The sequence below is a fragment of the Actinoplanes sp. NPDC051411 genome, assembly GCF_040682075.1.
Lineage (GTDB): Bacteria > Actinomycetota > Actinomycetes > Mycobacteriales > Micromonosporaceae > Actinoplanes.
This window is the reverse complement of record NZ_JBFBAD010000177.1, coordinates 1-18,169: the sequence shown is the minus strand read 5'-3', so window position 1 is coordinate 18,169 and position 18,169 is coordinate 1. Positions and strand designations below refer to the sequence as shown.

13 protein-coding genes and 1 pseudogene are annotated in these 18,169 nt (G+C 72.2%); 5 read left to right on the top strand and 9 right to left on the bottom strand.

Annotated elements, in window-relative coordinates:
• The 4 genes from AB0M88_RS48445 to AB0M88_RS48430 form a co-directional block, all read right to left on the bottom strand.
• Nucleotides 1-661: ABC transporter ATP-binding protein (locus AB0M88_RS48445; RefSeq protein ID WP_364114244.1), on the bottom strand; the 661-nt coding region annotated here is incomplete at its 3' end.
• Nucleotides 658-1,839 (bottom strand): efflux RND transporter periplasmic adaptor subunit, encoded by a 1,182-nt coding sequence (locus tag AB0M88_RS48440; protein ID WP_364114242.1) that lies wholly within the window; start codon nucleotides 1,837-1,839, stop codon nucleotides 658-660. The genes AB0M88_RS48445 and AB0M88_RS48440, both read right to left, overlap by 4 nt.
• A 6-nt stretch (nucleotides 1,840-1,845) precedes the next feature.
• A complete protein-coding gene (locus tag AB0M88_RS48435) occupies nucleotides 1,846-2,430 on the bottom strand; it encodes a hypothetical protein (protein ID WP_364114240.1) in 585 nt (194 codons plus the stop codon).
• 139 nt (nucleotides 2,431-2,569) lie between these two features.
• Nucleotides 2,570-3,058: a helix-turn-helix domain-containing protein gene (locus AB0M88_RS48430; protein ID WP_364114238.1), complete on the bottom strand. Its 489-nt coding sequence runs from the start codon at nucleotides 3,056-3,058 to the stop codon at nucleotides 2,570-2,572.
• 79 nt (nucleotides 3,059-3,137) lie between these two features.
• Here AB0M88_RS48430 and AB0M88_RS48425 point away from each other — a divergent pair, with 79 nt between their 5' ends.
• From AB0M88_RS48425 to AB0M88_RS48410, 4 genes and pseudogenes are all read left to right on the top strand, one after another.
• Complete coding sequence (locus AB0M88_RS48425) at nucleotides 3,138-4,604, top strand: amidase (protein WP_364114236.1); 1,467 nt, start codon at nucleotides 3,138-3,140, stop codon at nucleotides 4,602-4,604.
• Between the two features lie 47 nt (nucleotides 4,605-4,651).
• Entirely contained in the window at nucleotides 4,652-5,221 is a 570-nt protein-coding gene (locus tag AB0M88_RS48420; RefSeq protein ID WP_364114234.1) for a TetR/AcrR family transcriptional regulator, read from the top strand.
• Nucleotides 5,182-8,529: pseudogene (locus AB0M88_RS48415) on the top strand (multifunctional oxoglutarate decarboxylase/oxoglutarate dehydrogenase thiamine pyrophosphate-binding subunit/dihydrolipoyllysine-residue succinyltransferase subunit); the annotation flags it as partial. The gene AB0M88_RS48420 and the pseudogene AB0M88_RS48415, both read left to right, overlap by 40 nt.
• Before the next feature lie 68 nt (nucleotides 8,530-8,597).
• Nucleotides 8,598-9,428 (top strand): SDR family NAD(P)-dependent oxidoreductase, encoded by an 831-nt coding sequence (locus AB0M88_RS48410; RefSeq protein WP_364114232.1) that lies wholly within the window; start codon nucleotides 8,598-8,600, stop codon nucleotides 9,426-9,428.
• Between the two features lie 117 nt (nucleotides 9,429-9,545).
• On the opposite strand, the gene AB0M88_RS48405 is transcribed toward AB0M88_RS48410, so the two are convergent.
• The 5 genes from AB0M88_RS48405 to AB0M88_RS48385 all read right to left on the bottom strand — a co-directional run bounded on the left by AB0M88_RS48405 (nucleotide 9,546) and on the right by AB0M88_RS48385 (nucleotide 16,842).
• Complete coding sequence (locus tag AB0M88_RS48405) at nucleotides 9,546-10,403, bottom strand: TIGR03620 family F420-dependent LLM class oxidoreductase (protein WP_364114230.1); 858 nt, start codon at nucleotides 10,401-10,403, stop codon at nucleotides 9,546-9,548.
• 29 nt (nucleotides 10,404-10,432) lie between these two features.
• Nucleotides 10,433-11,182, bottom strand: coding sequence for an SDR family oxidoreductase (locus AB0M88_RS48400; protein ID WP_364114228.1), 750 nt, complete (start codon nucleotides 11,180-11,182; stop codon nucleotides 10,433-10,435).
• A 99-nt stretch (nucleotides 11,183-11,281) separates the two neighbouring features.
• Nucleotides 11,282-11,872, bottom strand: a complete 591-nt coding sequence (locus AB0M88_RS48395) for a TetR/AcrR family transcriptional regulator (protein ID WP_364114226.1) — start codon at nucleotides 11,870-11,872, stop codon at nucleotides 11,282-11,284.
• A 49-nt stretch (nucleotides 11,873-11,921) separates the two neighbouring features.
• Complete coding sequence (locus AB0M88_RS48390) at nucleotides 11,922-16,424, bottom strand: NACHT and WD repeat domain-containing protein (protein WP_364114224.1); 4,503 nt, start codon at nucleotides 16,422-16,424, stop codon at nucleotides 11,922-11,924.
• Nucleotides 16,417-16,842 (bottom strand): hypothetical protein, encoded by a 426-nt coding sequence (locus AB0M88_RS48385; RefSeq protein WP_364114222.1) that lies wholly within the window; start codon nucleotides 16,840-16,842, stop codon nucleotides 16,417-16,419. The genes AB0M88_RS48390 and AB0M88_RS48385 overlap by 8 nt, the downstream gene beginning before the upstream one ends.
• Nucleotides 16,843-17,051: 209 nt before the next feature.
• On the opposite strand from AB0M88_RS48385, the gene AB0M88_RS48380 reads away from it, so the two are divergent.
• On the top strand, nucleotides 17,052-18,169 hold a 1,118-nt coding region (locus tag AB0M88_RS48380), incomplete at its 3' end, for an epoxide hydrolase family protein (protein ID WP_364114220.1).

The following is an 18,169-nucleotide window of genomic DNA, read 5'->3' as shown; positions in this document are numbered from 1 at the left end:
CGGACACCAGCCGCCCGTCCAGGATGCCGATCCGCCGGGGCACCCGGCCGGCCACGTCGTGGTCGTGGGTGATCAGCGCGAGCGTGGTGCCGTCCCGGTTCAGCTCGGCCAGCAGGTCGAGCACGGCCGAGCCGGTGGCCACGTCGAGCGCGCCCGTCGGCTCGTCGGCCAGCACCAGCGCGGGCTGATTGACCAGCGCCCGGGCGATCGCCACCCGCTGGCGTTCGCCGCCGGACAGCTGCTGCGGGTGGTGGCCGGCCCGGTGAGCCAGGCCGACCCGCGCCAGCGCGGCCAGTGCCAGTTCCCGGCGATGGCGGCGGTGCACGCCGGCGTAGAGCAGGCCGGTCGCGACGTTCTCGGTCGCGGTGAGCCCGTCGGTGAGGTGGAACTGCTGGAACACGAAGCCCAGCCAGCGCCCGCGCAGGCTCGACACCTGACGGTCGGACATCGTGGTGACGTCGCGCCCGCCGATCAGCACCTGGCCCTCGGTCGGCCGGTCCAGCGTGCCCATGATGTTGAGCAATGTGGACTTTCCCGAGCCGGACGGCCCGAGGATCGCGACGAACTCACCCTCGTCGATCCGCAGCGAGACGTCCCGCAGCGCCGTCACGTCCTCGCCGTACCGCCGGCCGGCGTTCCGGATCTCCACCACCGCGGTCACGAGGTCGTCACCACCCGGGTGCCGGCGGTGATGCCGGTGCCGGTGATCTGCACCATGCCGTCGGCGAACAGGCCCACCTTCACCGCGGTGAGCGGGCCGCCGGAGATCTGTACGCCGTAGCCGCCTCCGCTGAGCGCGAGCAGCGCGCCGACCGGGACGGCGAGGACGTTGCGCTCGGTGGTGCCAGTGAACCGGACGTCGACGTCGGCCGAGCTGATGTTCCGGATCGCCGACGCCTTGTCGACCGCGATGACGACCTGCACCTTCGGGCCGTCCGAAGCCGGGTCGGCCCCGTCCGACCGGTCGGACTGGACGTTGCCGCTGACCGAGCTGACGGTGCCGCCGGTGGTCGAGCTGTCGGGCAGCGTGATCCGCACCTTCTGCCCGACCCGGAGGTCGTCGGCCCGGCTCGCGTCGAGCTCGACCGAGACCGCCTTGGCCTGATCGCTGATCGCCATCAGGTTGCCGGTGGCATCGTCGCCGAGCTGCGCCGAGGCGACGCCGACCCGCACCGCGCCGGGCAGCACCAGGATGTCGCCGAGTGCCACGGTTCCGGTCGCCGGCCGGATCCCGGTGGCCTCCTGCCAGCGTTTCACGGCGTCCTTGAGCGATCGGGTGAAGACCGCGTCCGGCCCGGTCACGACGATCGGCTCGGACGGCGTACCGGAGGAAGCCCGCACCGCGCCCGGCGCGGCCTTCCCGGTGGTTTGGTCCTGAGATCCTTTTTGGACGGTTACCCGGGTTCCCGGCGCCGGCTGGTCCCCGATCCGATAGCCGAGCGCGCGCAGGTTGTCGGCCAGAACCTTGACGTCGCGGCCGACCGTGCCCACCGCGTCGATGTCGCGGAACATCGGCGACGACCCGTAGAAGAGGGTCACCGGGCGGTCGCCGACCCGGTACAGGGTGCCGCCGCGGGAGATCGTGCTGCCCGACCGCGGCAGCCAGGTCAGCACTCCGGGCTCGACGCCGCGCAGGGTGCGCTGTTTGCGGTAGCCGACCGTGCCGCTTTCGGTCCAGTAGTCGGCGAGGTCGGTGCGGACCACCGCGGCCGTGGCCACGGCAGCGGCGGCCGGCCGGGTGGGCGGGGAGTCATGGCCGGCCCGGGCGTGCACGGCGTAGCCCACCGCGCCCAGCGCCAGCACGCCGGAGAGGATGGTGATGAGGGATCTCGTCCGCACGGTCCGCTACTTCGCCGTGAACGCCGAGATCTCGCACTGGCGCTGGATCTCCATCCCCGCGTCGCTGTTCGCCTTGGCGAGGTTGGCCTTGGTCTCCGGCGCGACCCAGATGCCGGCGTCGTCGGTTCCGGCTTGCCGGATCTCCACCGACAGACCATGACCGCGGTCGCACTGCAACTCCTTGCGGAGGTCGTCGGCGAAGTTCGGGTTCTGGTGGGGGTCGAGCTCCGGCGCGTCCAGGGGTTCCTTGTCGGCGCACGCGTCCACGGCCGCCTGATACTTCTTCTGGTTCTTCTTGTAGCTGAGCAGTGGGCCGCCGTTGCCGTCCGGCGCCGGATCCGACGGCACGCCGTGCTGCGTCCAGCAGGCGTAGTAGGCGTCGTAGGCGCGGTTGATCTCCTCCTTGGTCGCGCCGAGAGGAAGCTGGCGGTCGACCTCGGTGGTCGAACCGGCCGTCCCGGCACTCGCCGGCGCGGTCGCCCCGGGGATCGCCGCAACTTGGGGTTCCGGCGCGTCGGCGTGGCCGCCACAGGCGGCGAGCGACAGCAGCAGGGCCGCGACAGCGATGTTCTTGACCTTCGCGTTTCGCATGCCAGCCAGTTTCGGGGGCCGGTGTGAGCTATTTGTTAGATCCGCCCGCTCGTTTCCGGCGTGCCGGGCCGGGGTACGGGCTGCCGGGAAGGGGGCCATCGACTGCGAACCCGGCAGCCCGTCGCTCAGGAAAGCGTGTTCAGCCGGTGCCGGCCGGGAAATTCGCGACGAGCGCCAGGTCGTCGAGCTCGAGGGCCCGGCCGTCCTCGGTGCGGGCCTCGATGACGACCGGGACGCCGGTGCCGCGCTCGACCAGGGACAGCGGGCCCTCGCCGCCCGGCTGCAGGTGACGGCTGCCCCACTGCATCAGCGCGAAGACCACGGGCAGCAGCTCGCGGCCCATCTCGGTCAGGGTGTAGTCGTAGCGGGTCCGGCGGCCGGCCTCCCGGTACGGCTTCTTCGCCAGCGCGCCGAGCTCGGTGAGCTGCCTCAGCCGCTGGGCGACGACGGCGTCGGTGCTGTGGATGCGGCGCACGAAGTCGTCGAAGCGGGTCGTGCCGTAGAGCGCCTCCCGCAGGACCAGCATCGTCGAGCGGGCGCCGATCACGTCCATCGCCAGGCCGATCGAGCAGTTGTCGACCCGCCAGGTGCTGCGATCGGCCAGAGCGCCCTCGAAAGTGACCGGCATCCAATACCGCCTGACTATGTGAACGGGTAGTCAGATGCTAGCTTCTGACTACCGGATCATCAAGTCAGCGGGAGCGGCCATGAGCAGCGACGACCACGCCTATCGCACCGTGGGGGAACTGGCGTCACTCCTCGAACGTGGCGAGGTCTCGGCGGTCGAGCTCACCGAGGCCGCGATCGGGCGGATCGAGCGCCTCGATCCGGAGGTCAACGCGGTCGTCGTGCGCGACTTCGACCGCGCACGGCAGGCGGCCAAGGCGGCCGACGCCGCCCGGGACCGGGGTCAGCACGGTCCGCTGCTGGGCGTGCCGATCACGGTCAAGGAGTCGTTCAACGTCGCCGGCCTGCCGACCACGTGGGGCATCCCGCCGTTCGCCCGCTTCGTGCCGGCCGAGGACGCCGTCGCGGTGGCCCGGCTCAAGGCGGCCGGCGCGGTGCTCCTGGGCAAGACCAACGTGCCGGTCGCGCTCGGCGATCTGCAGACCTACAACCCGATCTACGGGACCACCAACAACCCGTGGGACCCCGGCCGTACGCCCGGGGGCTCCTCCGGCGGCTCGGCCGCCGCCCTGGCGGCCGGGTTCGGCGCCGCCTCCCTGGGTTCCGACATCGCCGGGTCCCTCCGGGTGCCCGCGCACTTCACCGGCGTCTACGCCCACAAGTCCTCGTTCGGCCTGCTGCCCTCGCGCGGGCACGTCGCGCCGCCGAACGCGCCGCTGGAATACAGTCGCGACCTCAGCGTCATCGGGCCGATGGCCCGCGGCGCGACCGATCTCGCCCGGCTGTTCGAGATCCTGTCGGCTCCCGACGAGACCGGCCTCGGCATCGCCCACCGGACCGCCCTCAAGCCCCCGCGGCACGACGACCTCGCCGGTTTCCGGGTCCTGATGCTGGACGACCACCCGCTGATCCCGACCTCGGCCGAGGTGCGAACGGCGCTCGACGCGCTGGCCGGCGAGCTGGCGTCGGCCGGCGTCCCGGTGAGCCGCCACAGCGACCTGCTCCCCGACCCGGTCGAGGCGGCCCGCGTCTACATGCGGCTGCTGCTGGCCTCCGTCGCCGCCTCCTACCCGCCGCCGGCGTACGAGCAGGCACGCCTCGCCGCGGCCGCCGTCGATCCCGGCGATCCCGGCCTGGCCGCCGAGCGGGCCCGCGGTGCCGTCCTGAGCTATCGCGACTGGATCGAGGCGGACGCGATCCGGGCCCGCCATCGGGCCGCGTGGGCCCGGCTCTTCGGCGAGTTCGACGTCGTCCTCTGCCCGCCCTCCCCGACCGCGGCGTTCGCCCACGACCACAGCGCCGACCAGTGGACGCGCACGATCGCCATCGACGGCACCGATCACGCCTACGCCGACCAGCTGGTCTGGGCCGGCATCGCCAGCGCCCCCGGGCTGCCCGCCACCGTCGCGCCGCTCGCGCGGACCGGCGACGGCCTGCCGATCGGCGTCCAGATCATCGGACCGATGTTCGAGGACCTCACCCCGATTCGCTTCGCCGAGCTGCTCGAGCGGCACCACGGCGGATTCGTACGCCCGCCGCACCTGTGACGCAAAGTATTTGACCCCGGGGTACAGAACGTTCTAGGCTCATCGGCATGGGCAGGCCCATGCAATTCGACGCGGACGCCGCGGTCGAGAGCGCGATGCAGGTCTTCTGGCGCAACGGATACGCCGCGACGACGCCGCAGGCGCTGACGGCGGAGCTCGGCATCGGCAAGGGCAGCCTCTACAACACCTTCGGCAGCAAGCACAGCCTCTTCGTCCGGTCGCTGGCGCGATACAGCACCTGGCGCACGGCGTTTCTCGCCGACAACTTCTCCCGCCCCGCACCGGTCCGCCGGCAGCTGCGGGAAGCGGTGGTCGCTCTGACGGGCTATGGCGAACACGACCGGGGGTGCCTGCTCGTCAACGCCTCGGCCGAACTGGGAAGCACCGACCACACGGTCACCGACATCAGCGCCGGGCTGTTCGCCGGCATCGAGGACGCCTTCCGCGCCGCGATTCAGCGCGGACAACGTGACGGCGAACTCGCCGGGGCGATCGATGCCGGCGCGCAGGCGAGCGCGCTGCTCACGACGGTCATCGGCACCAGCCTGCTGCTGAAGGCCCGCACCGATCAGCGCCGCGTGCGGCGCACCATCGACGCGACGATCGAGCGCCTTTAACCCTGCGCGGAAAATCAGAAAGAAGAGTGCGACCTCCCGTGTCCACAACCACGACCGAAAACGAAGCGGACGCCGCGACACCGTTGAAAGGCATGGCGAAGAGCCTGGCCCGCAACATGGACGCCAGCCTTTCGGTGCCGACCGCGACGAGCGTACGGACGGTGCCGGCCAAGCTGATGATCGAGAACCGGCGGGCGGTCAACGACCATCTGCGGCGTACGCGGGGCGGGAAGGTCTCGTTCACCCACCTCATCGCCTGGGCGGTCGTGCGGTCGCTCACCGACCTTCCGGGCCAGAACGTGTACTACAGCGAGGTCGACGGGCGCCCCTCGGCCGTCACCCCCGCGCGGATCACCCTCGGCATCGCCGTCGACGTCCCGCGGCCCGGCGGCGGCCGGGTCCTCGTCGTGCCGGGCGTGCAACACGCTGACGCCATGACCTTCGACGAGTTCGTCGCCGCCTACGACGCGCTGGTCGCCCGCGCCCGGTCGGGCCGGCTCACGGCCGGCGACTTCGAGCGGGTCACCATCTCACTGACCAATCCGGGCGGGATCGGGACGCGGCACTCCGTTCCCCGGCTCATGCCCGGACAGGGTTCGGTCATCGGCGTCGGGGCGCTGGAGCTTCCGGCGGAGTTCCGGGGCGCCTCGCCCGAGACGCTCGCGCGCCTCGGCATCGGCCAGACCCTGACGCTGACCAGCACCTACGATCACCGGGTCATTCAGGGGGCCGGGTCCGGCGAGTTCCTGCGGCTGATCGACGAGCGCCTGACCGGCGGCCACGGCTTCTACGACGACATCTTCGCCGCGCTGCGCATCCCCTATGAGCCCCTGCGCTGGAGTGCCGATGCCGGCGCGGGCGGCGCGGAGCGGGTCGAGGCGCTGGTCAACGCGTACCGCGTACGCGGCCATCTGATAGCGGATGTCAATCCGCTGGATCACCGTCAACGGTCCCATCCCGACCTCGAACTGGGACGCCATGGCCTGAGCCTCTGGGACCTCGACCGCGAGTTCGCGATCGGCGGCGGCCGCCCGGCCCCGCTGCGCGAGACGCTCGCGGTGCTGCACGAGTCGTATTGCCGGACGGTCGGCGTCGAGTACATGCACATCGCCGACCCGGTCGAGCGCGGCTGGATCCAGGCACAGGTCGAGCGGCCGTACGCCAAACCGGCGAAGCCGGAACAGCTGCGGATTCTCGGCAAGCTCGTCGAGGCCGAGGTGTTCGAGACGTTCCTGCAGACCAAGTACGTCGGGCAGACCCGCTTCAGCCTGGAGGGCGCCGAGGCACTCATCCCGCTGCTCGACACGGTCATGAGGCAGTCGGTGCGGGCCGGCCTCGACGAGGTGGCGATCGGCATGGCGCACCGCGGCCGGCTCAACGTGCTCACCAACATCGCCGGCATGAGCTACGCGCAGCTGTTCCGCGAGTTCGAGGAGACGACCGGCTCGGGCGACGTCAAATATCACCTCGGCAGCGAGGGCGTCTACCGCGGCGTCACCGTGTCGCTGGCCGCGAACCCCTCGCATCTCGAGGCCGTCGACGGCGTGCTGGAGGGAATCGTGCGGGCCAAACAGGACCGCGCGGCCCGGGTCCTCCCGGTCCTGATCCACGGCGATGCCGCGCTGGCCGGGCAGGGCGTCGTGGCGGAGACGCTGCAGATGTCGCAACTGCCGGCCTACCGCACGGGCGGCACCGTCCGCATCAACATCAACAACCAGGTCGGGTTCACCACGTCGCCCGACGCCGGCCGCAGCTCGGCCTACTCCACCGACGTGGCGAAGACGGTGCAGGCGCCCGTTTTCCACGTCAACGGCGAGGACCCGGAGGCGGTCGTCCGCGTCGCCGAGCTGGTCTTCGCCTACCGGCAACGGTTCCACCGCGACGTCGTCATCGACCTGATCTGCTATCGCCGGCGCGGCCACAACGAGGCCGACGAGCCGTCGATGACCCAGCCCCGGATGTACGACCTCATCGCGGGCCGGCCCTCGGTGCGCGCGCTGTACGCCGCGTCGCTGGTCGACCGGGGCGACATCGGCGCGCCCGAGTCCGAGGCGTCCGACCGCGACTTCCACGACCGGCTCGAACTCGCTTTCGCCCAGACCAGGGCGGCCGAACTCGACCCCGCCCCGGCCGCCTCGCCGGAGAAGGCGAAGGAACCCGAGACGACCGGGGTCCCGGCCACGCTGATCGAGTTGATCGGCGACGCGTCGGTGAACGAGCCTCCCGGCTTCACGGTTCATCCGAAGTTGAGGTCACTGCTCGAGAAGCGGCGCGAGATGAGCCGTACGGGCTCGGTCGACTGGGCCTTCGCCGAGGTTCTCGCGTTCGGCTCGCTGCTGGCCGAGGGCACGCCGGTCCGCCTGGCCGGGCAGGACACCCGGCGCGGCACCTTCGCCCAGCGCCACGCCGTGCTCCACGACCGCGCCACCGGCCTCCAGTGGTCGCCGCTGGACCATCTCACCCCCGGCCAGGCGAGTTTCTCGGCCTACGACTCGTTGCTCAGCGAGTACGCCGCGCTGGCCTTCGAGTACGGGTACTCGGTCGAACGCGAGGACGCGCTCGTGCTCTGGGAGGCGCAGTTCGGCGACTTCGTCAACGGCGCGCAGATCGTGATCGACGAGTTCCTGTCGAGCGCCGAGCAGAAATGGGCCCAGCGCTCGGGCGTCGTGCTCCTCCTCCCCCACGGCTACGAGGGGCAGGGGCCCGATCACTCGTCCGCGCGGATCGAGCGCTTCCTCCAGCTCTGCGCCGAGGACAACCTGATCGTCGCCCAACCGTCGACCCCCGCCTCGTACTTCCATCTGCTGCGCCGGCAGGCGCTGGCCCGGCCTCGGCGCCCGCTGGTCGTGGCGACGCCGAAATCGATGCTGCGGATGCGCGCCGCCACCAGCGGCCGGGACGAGTTCACCGGCGGCAGATTCGAGCCGGTCCTCGACGGCCGCCCGGCCGGCGCCGGCGCGGTGCGGCGGGTGGTGCTGGTCTCCGGCAAGCTCTACTACGACCTCATGGCGCGGCTGGCCCGGCAGCCCGACCCCGGCGTCGCGATCCTGCGCCTCGAACAGCTCTATCCGCTGCCGGTCGACGAGCTCAACCGGCGTCTCGCGGCCTATCCGGACGCCGAGCTCGTCTGGGCCCAGGAGGAGCCCCGCAACCAGGGGGCGTGGACCTTCCTGCTCTCCGAGCTCGCGCCCGCCCTGCCCCGGCCGCTGCGGCTGGTCTCCCGGCCCGCGTCGGCCGCTCCGGCGACCGGTTCCAGCACGCGGCACGCCGCCGAGCAGAAGGACCTCGTCAGCCGTGTCCTGGCCTGACGGTCACCGTCTTCTCCACGGCGACGCGGTGACGGGGCGACGCGGTGACGGGGCGACGGGGTGACGCGGTGACCAAGGTCTGGCTGATCACGGGGTCATCACGCGGATTCGGCCGGGCGATCGCCACCGCGGCCCTGGAGCAGGGTGACCGCGTGATCGCGACCGCCCGCGCCACCCAGGCCGTGGACGACCTCGTCGACGCCCATCCCGGGCGAGCGATCGCCGTCTCCCTCGACGTCCGGGACGAGGACGCCGCGATCAGTGCCGTGGCCGCCGGCGCGCGCGCGTTCGGACGGATCGACGTCGTCGTGAACAACGCCGGCTACGCCGAAGCCGGATCCATCGAGGACACCCCGTCGGCGGCCTTCCGCGCGCAGATCGAAACCAACCTGTTCGGCGTGGTAAACGTGAGCCGGGCCGCCATCCCGCTGTTCCGGGCCCAGGGACACGGCCGCTTCATCCAGTTCTCGGCCGTCGGCAGCCGCCGGGCGACCGGCGGCGGCCTGGCCGCCCACACCGCAGCCAAGCACGGCGTCGAAGGCTTCTCCGAGGTGCTCGCCGCCGAGACGGCATCGTTCGGAGTCAAGGTCACGCTCGTCGAACCCGGGGAGTTCCGCACCGACTGGGCCGGCTCCTCCATGGCCGTCCACGAACCCACACCGCCCTACCGTCCGGCCGTCGGGCGCCTCCTCGCCATTCTGCACGGCGGAGTTTCGCCTTGGGGAGACCCCGCGAAGGCCGCTCAGGTCATCCTGCGGCTCGCCGACATGGCGTCGCCGCCGCTGCGCCTCCCCCTCGGCAGCGACGCGGTCCTGACGATCCGCGCCGCCGACGAGGAGAAGCTGGCCGAGATCGCCCGCTGGGAAAGACTTTCGGTCAGCACCGACGCGGCGCGATGAGGCCGCGGGCCGCCGTCACAGCGTGCCGACCAGCTGGCCGGCGGGGTGGGCGGTCGCGAAGCCGGTGCAGGCCGGCCGGACGACGTCGCCCTGATCGATCACCGGCCTGCCGCCCCGTCAGGCGGTGAGCGCGGCCAGCTCCCGCCACTGCGGCAGCGGCATGCCCGGACCGGCGCCCACGACGTGGAGGCAGACGTGGTCGGCTCCGGCCTGATGGTGGGCGCGCAGGCGGGCACCGATGTCGTCGACGTCGCCCCAGGCCACCACGCCGTCGATCAGCCGGTCGCTGCCCCCGGCGGCGAGGTCCCGCTCGGTGAAACCCTGGCGGAGCAGGCTTCGCGCATAGTGGTCCATGCCGAGGAACACGCCGAGGAAGTCGCGGGCCGCGGCACGGGCCTTCGCCGGGTCACGTTCCAGCACCACGGCCTGGTAGGGCGCGATCACCGGGCCGTCACCCAGCTGCTTGCGGGCGGCGGCGGTGTAGTCCGGGGTGACCATGAACGGGTGGACGCCGGCGGTCCGCTGCCCGGCGAGTTCGGTCATCCGGGGCCCGAGCGCCGCCATGAGCCGTTCCGCCGGCGGCACCGGCGCCGGGGCCCGGTCGAGGTCGTCGAGGTAACGGCCCATGTCGGCCCGGGGCCGGTAGGGATGGCCGGCGGCGTGCGCGGCGGCGGGGTCACTGACGCCCAGGCCGAGCACGTGCCTGCGCCCGTACGTCTCCTGCAGGCGTGCGTGTCCGACGGCGATCTCGCCGGCCGGGTGTCGCCAGATGCTGGCGACACCGATCGCGACGGCGAGGCGGCGGGTGGCGCGCAGCAGTCGCTCGGAATCGGCGAGGATGTCGCCGCCGCCCAGGCCGGGGAACCACAGGGCGCCCCAGCCGAGGTCGTCGAGTTCGGCGGCGGTGTCGGCGATCTCGGACGGATCGGCCATGCGCAACTCGATGCTCCAGATACCGGTCGATCCCAGCTGCATGACGGGGTGTCCTCTCAGTTCGGGGGCGGTCAGATCTGGTTGCGGCCGCCGTCGACGAACAGCTCGATGCCGGTGATGTAGCTGCTCTGGTCGGAGGCGAGGAACAGCGCGGCGCTGGCGACCTCGTCCGGGCGTCCGATGCGGCCCAGCGGGACGGTGCCGACCAGGTACGCCTTGAGCTGGTCGGCCTGTTCCTGGTTGGGCGCCAGACCGTCGACGCCGGGGGTGTCGATGGGGCCGGGGCTGATCGCGTTGACCCGGATCGAGCGGCCCTTCAGCTCGGCCGCCCAGGTGCGGGCGAACGACCGCACCGCCGCCTTGGACGCCGCGTAGACGCCGAAGGCCTCGTTGCCGAGGGTGGCCGCGTTGGACGACTGCAGGATGATCGACGCGCCGTCGTTGAGCAGCGGCAGCGCCTTCTGCACGGTGAACAGCATGCCCTTGGCGTTGCCGGCGAACGTCTCGTCGAAGTGCTTCTCGGTGACCTGCTCCAGGGTGGCGAACTCCCCGCCGCCGGCGTTGGCGTACAGCACGTCGACGCGCCGGTTGTCGCCTGCCACGGTGGCGTAGAGGCGGTCCAGGTCGGCGAGGTCGGCGACGTCACCGCGTACGCCCGTCGCGCCGTGGCCGATCGTGGCGACGGCGGCGTCGAGGACGTTCTGGCGGCGGCCGGTGACGTAGACGTGTGCCCCCTCGGCGGCGAAGCGCTGCGCGGCGGCGAGGCCGATTCCGGTGGTGCCGCCGGTGACGATCGCGGTCTTGCCCGCAAGCTGACCCATGATGACTGCTCCTCGTTCGACTAGTTTTTTATCGCTCGCTAAAAAACTACGGCCGCACGGGGAGGCACGTCAAGGGACGGGTGGTGTGACCTGCGTCGGCTATGCCGGCCAGAGGGTCATGGCCAGGTCCACGACGCCGTGCAGCTGCTCTCGGGTCGCTCCGCCGGCCGCCTGAACCGCGATCCCCTGGTAGAGAGTGGCGAAATACCGCGCCAGAGCGTCCGGATCCGTGCCCGCCGGGATCTCCCCGTCGGCCCGGGCCCGCTGCAGCCGCTCCCGCAACGCCGCCTCACCGGCCGCCCGCCGCGCCGTCAACTCGTCGCGCGCCGGCTCCGCGCCCGGCGAGCACACCAGGCCACCCTGCACCGTGATGCACCCCCGCGGATGCCCCGGATCGGTCGTCGCGTCCGCGGCGCCGTGCAACAACGCCTCCACGGCCGCCCGCGCCGTCGGCTGGTCGAACGCCTCCCGGATGTACCGGGCCGGGCCCTCCGCATAGCGGTCGAGCACCTTGATGAACAGCTGTTCCTTGTTGCCGAAGGCGTTGTACAGACTGGGCGCGTTGCTGATACCCATCGCCTTGGTCAGGTCGGAGATCGCGGTGCCCTCGTAGCCCTGGCGCCAGAACACCTCCAGCGCCCGGTCGAGAGCCACGTCGCTGTCGAAGGAGCGCGGTCGTCCGCCTGCCATGGTCGCCTCCGGTGCCACTCTGTATTTTAGTAGTTACTAAAATACAACGTCAGCGACAGGGGGCCCGGTAGGCGACCTCGGCCGGGAAATAGCTCCGCCACGCGTCCTTCCCGAGGACGTTCGGCGCCGTGCCGCACATCTGCCGGTACAGCCGGTCGGGATCGAGATCCCACAGGATCACCGCGTTCGAGGCGAACGCCCCCAGCTGGCCGCTGCCGGTCGCGTCGGCGGCAACGGTGGAGCTGTCCGGGCTCGGCTCGGGGAACTCGCCGGCTATCGTCGCGAAGCTGTCGAACGTGTCGTGGGCGGGATCGGCCCGTCGCCAGAGATCCATGGTCTCGCCGAAGATGGACGCGGACGAGCTGATCAGCACCCGATGATCCGGCGTGGTGGTCATGCGGTTCGCGATGAGGTCGGTGGTCGGCGCGTAGCCGATCTTCGGATGCCCCGGGTCGCTGATGTCGTACAGGACGATCCGCCCGGAATCGGCGATGACGGCAAGGGTGTGGGTGTCGGGGAGCGCCAGGTCGGTGCCGCCGGCCTTGACGGGGATCGTGCCGCCGGCTTTCGGCGCACGGGGGTCGGACACGTCCCACAGCCGCACGCTGGGCTGGCCGCCTCCGGAGTCGATCTGGTCGGCGACCGCGATGTGCCGCGACGGCACATAGAGGGCACTCGCGCCCGCGGCGCGGTCGAGTGTCCCGGCGCGGGCCGGACGGGCGGGGTCGGTGAGGTCCCACAACCGGAGGTTGGTGCCGTCGACGGTCGCCAGCAGGTGAGTGTCCATGAACCACAGAACCGATCCCGCGTCGTCGACCGTGATCGTCGATTCCGGGACCGGATGGCGCGGATCGTGGATGTCCAGCAGCCGGACGGTCTTCTGCGCCGTGTTGCCCACCGCGAGGTGGCGCCCGTCCGGAGCGGCGGCGACCGTCAGTTCGCCGCCACCCGGACCGGCCCTGGTCACGGTCGCGGCGGCGGCCGGGTGGCGGGGGTCGGTGGCGTCCCACAGCCGCAGGGACGTGCCGGTGCGGTCCTCGCTCAGCACCGTCCGGCCGCCGGGCAGGAACGTCGCGACCGGCCACTGCGGGGAAAGCCGCGCGGCAAGCGCCGGCCGGGCACGGTCGGAAACGTCCCACAGCCGCGCGCCCGCGTCGCTGTCGTCGGTGAGCAGCAGCCGGCCGTCCTCGTCGTACGCGCTGCCGGGCGAGTTGCCCGACAGATCGCCGATCCGGCCGGCCAGCAGGGGTGCGGCGGTGGACCATACCCGCAGCGTCCCGTCGGCGGCGCCGTTGGCCAGGCCCAGGCCGTCGGGCCGGAACGCCACCGTGGTGTTCGGAGCCGTCTTCGCGAGGCTGGTATAGACGTTCACCTGGTCGTTGATGTCCCAGATGTCGACGTCCCCGAGGCTGCTGGAGGTGGCGAACATCCGCCCGTCGGGCCGGAACGTCAGCGAGGTGATGTTGCCGTCGAGGTCCGGGATGCTGACGTGGTCGTTGATTTTCGCGACCGGCCGGCGGGGATCGGTGACATCCCAGACGTTCACCTCGCCTCCCACGCCACCCGCGGCGAGCACGTTCGCGGCCGGGCTGAACGCGACGACGTCGGCGGTGTTCACGGTGAGCACCGACTGCACGGCCGGACGACGGGTGTCGGCGACGTCGAACAGTCGCACCTTGCTCGTGCCCCACGTCGCGCCGGGAGCGGCGGTGGCCAGGCCGTGCCCGTCGCGGCTGAACGACACCGAGGTCGCGCCCCGGTGGTCGACGGCCAGCGGCGCCGGACGGCGCGGGTCGCTGACGTCCCACAGCCCGACCGTGCCGTGTACGCCGTCGGCCTCCAGGCCTCCGGTGGCCAGGACCCGCCCGTCGGGCCGGAACGCCACCGACAGGCGGAGGCCCGGTGCCGCGTCCACGGTGGACAGCTCGAGCGGGTGGCTCGCGTCGCCGATGTCCCACAACGTCAGCGCGTTCGCCGAGTAACCGGCCAGCAGCCGCCCGTCCGGGCTGACCGCGATCGCCGTGGTGCCCGGCCGGGTGAGTACCGCCCGCGTGACCGGGTTCGCCGTGGTGACGTCCCAGAGCCGGATGGTGTGGTCGTTACCGGAGCTGACCAGCGTGCGGCCGTCGGCGGAGTAGGCGAGGTTGACCACCGCCTTCTGATGGCCGGTGACCGAGCGCGGATAGATTGTCGCGAACGCCCGGTAGAGGCCGGTGCGTGCCTCCGGGATCGGTGCGGTGCGGTACGCCGTCAGGTTGAGCTGCAGCGCCACGGCCGGGTCGGTGGGGCGCAGGGCGTCGGCCTTGGCGGCGATCAACCGCGAGTTCCGGTCCGCCGTGAGCTGCCCGGCATGTTCGTGTTGCCGCCATGCGAACACACCGGCGACACCGAGCAGCACCACCAGGACCGCGGCGAGCACGGCTTGGAGCCGGCGCCGCCAGGCCGCACGAATACTGGCTTCAAGGAACTCCTGCTCGACGACGGTGAGCGTCTCCCGGCGGTGGCCGGTGAACGTCTGGCGCGCCCCGGCCAGCCGCGGGCCCCCGTACAGGTCCGGGCGGTGGCGGCCCTCCCGCGCCCAGGTGCGCGCGGCCTCGGCCAGCTGCCGCTGCGCCACCAGCACCGCGCGGTCGTCGTCGATCCACCTCCGCAGACGAGGCCACAACTGCAGCAGTGCCTCATGGCTGATCCGGACGACATCCTCGTCGACGGTCACCAGCCGGGCTGCCACCAGGCCCCGCAGCGCGCGCTCCGCCGTCGCCGGGTCCAGGCCGTCGAGCAGGCCCTCGTGCGTGTGTGATCGGGCCGTGTCGGCGGTGTCGTCGCCGACGCGAACCAGGCGCAGCAGCATCCGCCGGGCCGCCTCCCGGCCCGGTTCGTCCAGCGCGTCGTAGGTGGCGTCCGCGGTCTGCGCGACCGCGCCGCCCAGCCCGCCACTGTCGCGATAGCCGCGCACCGTCAGCGTCCGGCCCTCGCGCCGGTCCCAGGTCTCCCACAGCACGTGCGACAGCAGCGGCAGCGAGCCCGGCTCCGGGCCCTGCGGGCGGTACGCGCCCAGTTCGTGCAGCAACAGCTCGACCAGGCCGTCGCCGAGCGTCAGGCCCGATCGCCGGGCCGGCTCCTCGATCGCCCGGCGCAGGTCGTCCGACCTCATGGCCGTGACCACGACCTGCGGTCCGCTGAAAAGTTCAGCCAGTTCGGGGTGCTCCAGCGCGCGGCCGTAGAAGTCGGCCCGCAGGGCGGCGACCACGATGGCCCGAGGAGTGCCATCCGCTCGGGGGGCGGCGACCGCCGCGATGGCGCGCACGAACGCGGCCCGCTCCGGCTCGTGCTCGTCCGCGCCGAGCGTGAACAGCTCCTCCAACTGGTCGATCACCAGCAGGGCCGGCCTACCCGGATCGCCGGCCGGCAGCCCGTCCACCAGTTGCGCCGCGACCTCCGGCGCGTCCAGCAACCGCCGCGCCGCGCCCGGTTCGCCGGGGGCGATCAGCGCGCCCAGCGCCTGCACCGGGTGCCCACCCGGGATCAGCACCGGCAGTGTGCGCGGCCATATCCGGCGATCCGGCGCCTCGAGCCCGTCCCGCTGTGCCGCGGCCAGCAACCCGGCGCGCAGCAGCGAGCTCTTCCCGCTGCCCGACGGGCCCAGCACCAGCACCGGCCGAGGATCCGCCACCCGGTAACCCGCTGTCGCGAGCAACTGCGCGGTCAGCGTCTCGCGGCCGTAGAACAACTCCGCGTCGTCCTCCCGGAACGGCTGCAGATCCCGGTAAGGGCTCGGCCCAGCGGCCGGCGGGACAGCCGCGGCGTCGCCCGTACGGTTCACGGCGAAGGCGGCGTTGGGAGCGATAGCGAGCCGCCCGGCCCCGCCCGCCTCCAGCCGCTGCGGCCAGGGGGCGTTCCTGGCCCGCAAGGTCTCGAACAGGTAAAAGTAGGCGTCGTCGAGGGTCAGCGCCGGGCCCGCGTCGGGGTCACCCCGATCCAGCAGCTCGATGAGCTCACCGGAGAACGCGGTGTACTCCTGTTCCGGGTCCGCGAGTGCGAGCTGCTCGGCCGAGCCCAGCAGGTACGCCCCGTGCACGGTGGGCAGCGTGAACACCGGCCGTGGGGCGGGCGGTTCCAGCTGGGCCCGGCCGGAGAAGCAGCAGTCGAGCACGACGACCACCGACGACGCGGGGCAGCCGCTCAACGCCTCGCGCAGCTGGGACATCGCGTACGCCTGATGCCCGGCCAGCCCGGGCGTCAGCTTGCCGGTGCCCCGGGCGGCCAGATAGACCTCGCCACCGGACCACAGGCCGTGACCGACGTAGTAGATCAGCAGGACCGTCTCGGCTCGGCCGGCCTCCTCGCTGACCGCCTGCGCGATGCTGAGTGCGGTCGGCGGGTTCCGCAGGGTCCGAAGCTGCGCGGCCGGCACGCCGCATCGGTGCAGCAGCCGGTCGCGGAGCGCCTCGAAGGTCCGGCCGACCGCGGCCACGGATTCCAGATCCGGCGAGTCGTGGGTGTCGGTGCCGATCAGCAGGACCCGCACTCCCCGGCCGGACAGGTCACCCACGCAGGTCCATCTCCGGGTTCACCTCGCCGGACGGGTCACCGCCCGCCGCGTCCCGCGCCTGGCCGACCGCGCGGGCGACCGACTTCAGCAGCGACCGCAGCTCCGCGACGTCGAACCGCCGCACCTCCGTGGCGTCCAGCCGCACCGCCGTGCCGTCGGGCAGCTCGATCCGGATCTTGACCGAGCCACCACGATGACGCAGCCACGAGACCAGCGCGGTGGCGAACGCCGCGGCCGCACCGCCCGGCCCCATCGCGATCAGGACCTCATCGAGCACCGGGCCGAGCGCGCCCACCGGTGGCGGCGATTCGACGCCGGTGACCCGGCCCCTGAGTTCTCCGGTGCCGCCCAGCCAGTCCCGCAGCGACTCCAGCTCATCGGCCGGGTTCTCTCCCTCGGCCGACACCCGAACGTCCACGAGACCTCCAGTAAGTCGCTGCGCCACAACTGTCTACAGAGTACGTGCAAGGCGGCGGCCGCACAGACCAGGGCTTTTCACCGGCGCGAACCCCGGCGGACGTTGCCAGGCTGGTGGTGTCCTGGAAGCCAGGCTTCGGCGGGTCGCCGGCGGGCCCCTCGGATCTCGAATTCCCGGCGCCGGATTCCGACTGAGAGGCAGTGCGCGAAATGACCACGCCCGACCATGTGATCCGACCGTTCACCGTGCGTTTCCGCGAGGAGGAGCTCGACGACCTGCGCCGCCGCCTGGCGACGACGCGCTGGCCGACCCGGGAGCTGGTCGGCGACCGCTCGCAGGGGGTGCAGCTGGCCACGATGCGGGCGCTGCGCCAGTACTGGGAGAACGAGTACGACCTTCAGCGGGTGCAGTCCCGGCTGAACGCTCTGCCCCAGTTCACCACCGAGATCGACGGCGTGGACGTCCACTTCGTCCACGTCCGGTCCCGGCACCCGGACGCGCTGCCGCTGATCATGACCCACGGCTGGCCGGGGTCGGTGATCGAGATGCTCGACTCGGTCGGCCCGCTCACCGATCCGACCGCGCACGGCGGCACCGCCGCGGACGCGTTCCACCTGGTGCTGCCGTCCCTGCCCGGGTACGGCTTCTCGGCCGAGCCGGCCGAGGTCGGATGGGACCTGGTGCGGACCGCGAAGGCGTGGGCGGAGTTGATGCGCCGGCTCGGCTACGACCGGTACGTGGCCCAGGGCGGTGACGTCGGCGCCGGCGTGACCGACGCGATCGGGCGGCTGGGCCCGGAGGGCCTGATCGGCATCCACACCAACCTGCTCGTGCCGGCGCTCAACGACCCGGCGTCGCTGCCGAACGACACCGAACCGGAACGCGCGGCGCTCGCCGCCATCAAGACCTTCCAGACCAGCGGGAACGGCTACTTCGTGGAGATGGCCACCCGCCCGGAGACGATCGGGTACGCGCTGCTGGACTCGCCGTCCGCGCTCGCCGCCTGGATGATCGACCACGACACCGACTCCTACTACAAGATCGCCGGGGCGTTCGTCGACGGCAAGCCCACCGGTGGCCTGACCCCCGACCACATTCTCGACAACGTGACGGCGTATTGGCTGACCGGCACCGCAGCGTCCGCGGCCCGATCGTACTGGGAGGCGTACGGGCCGGACGCGCCCGCCGCGGGCGGCGAGCCGCTCCCGGACCCCCGGGTGCCGGTCGGCTTCAGCACGTTCCCGGGCGAGATCTGGCGGACGCCGCGCAGCTGGGCCGAACAGTCCTACCCCACCCTCAGCTACTTCGGCGAGGCCGAACGGGGCGG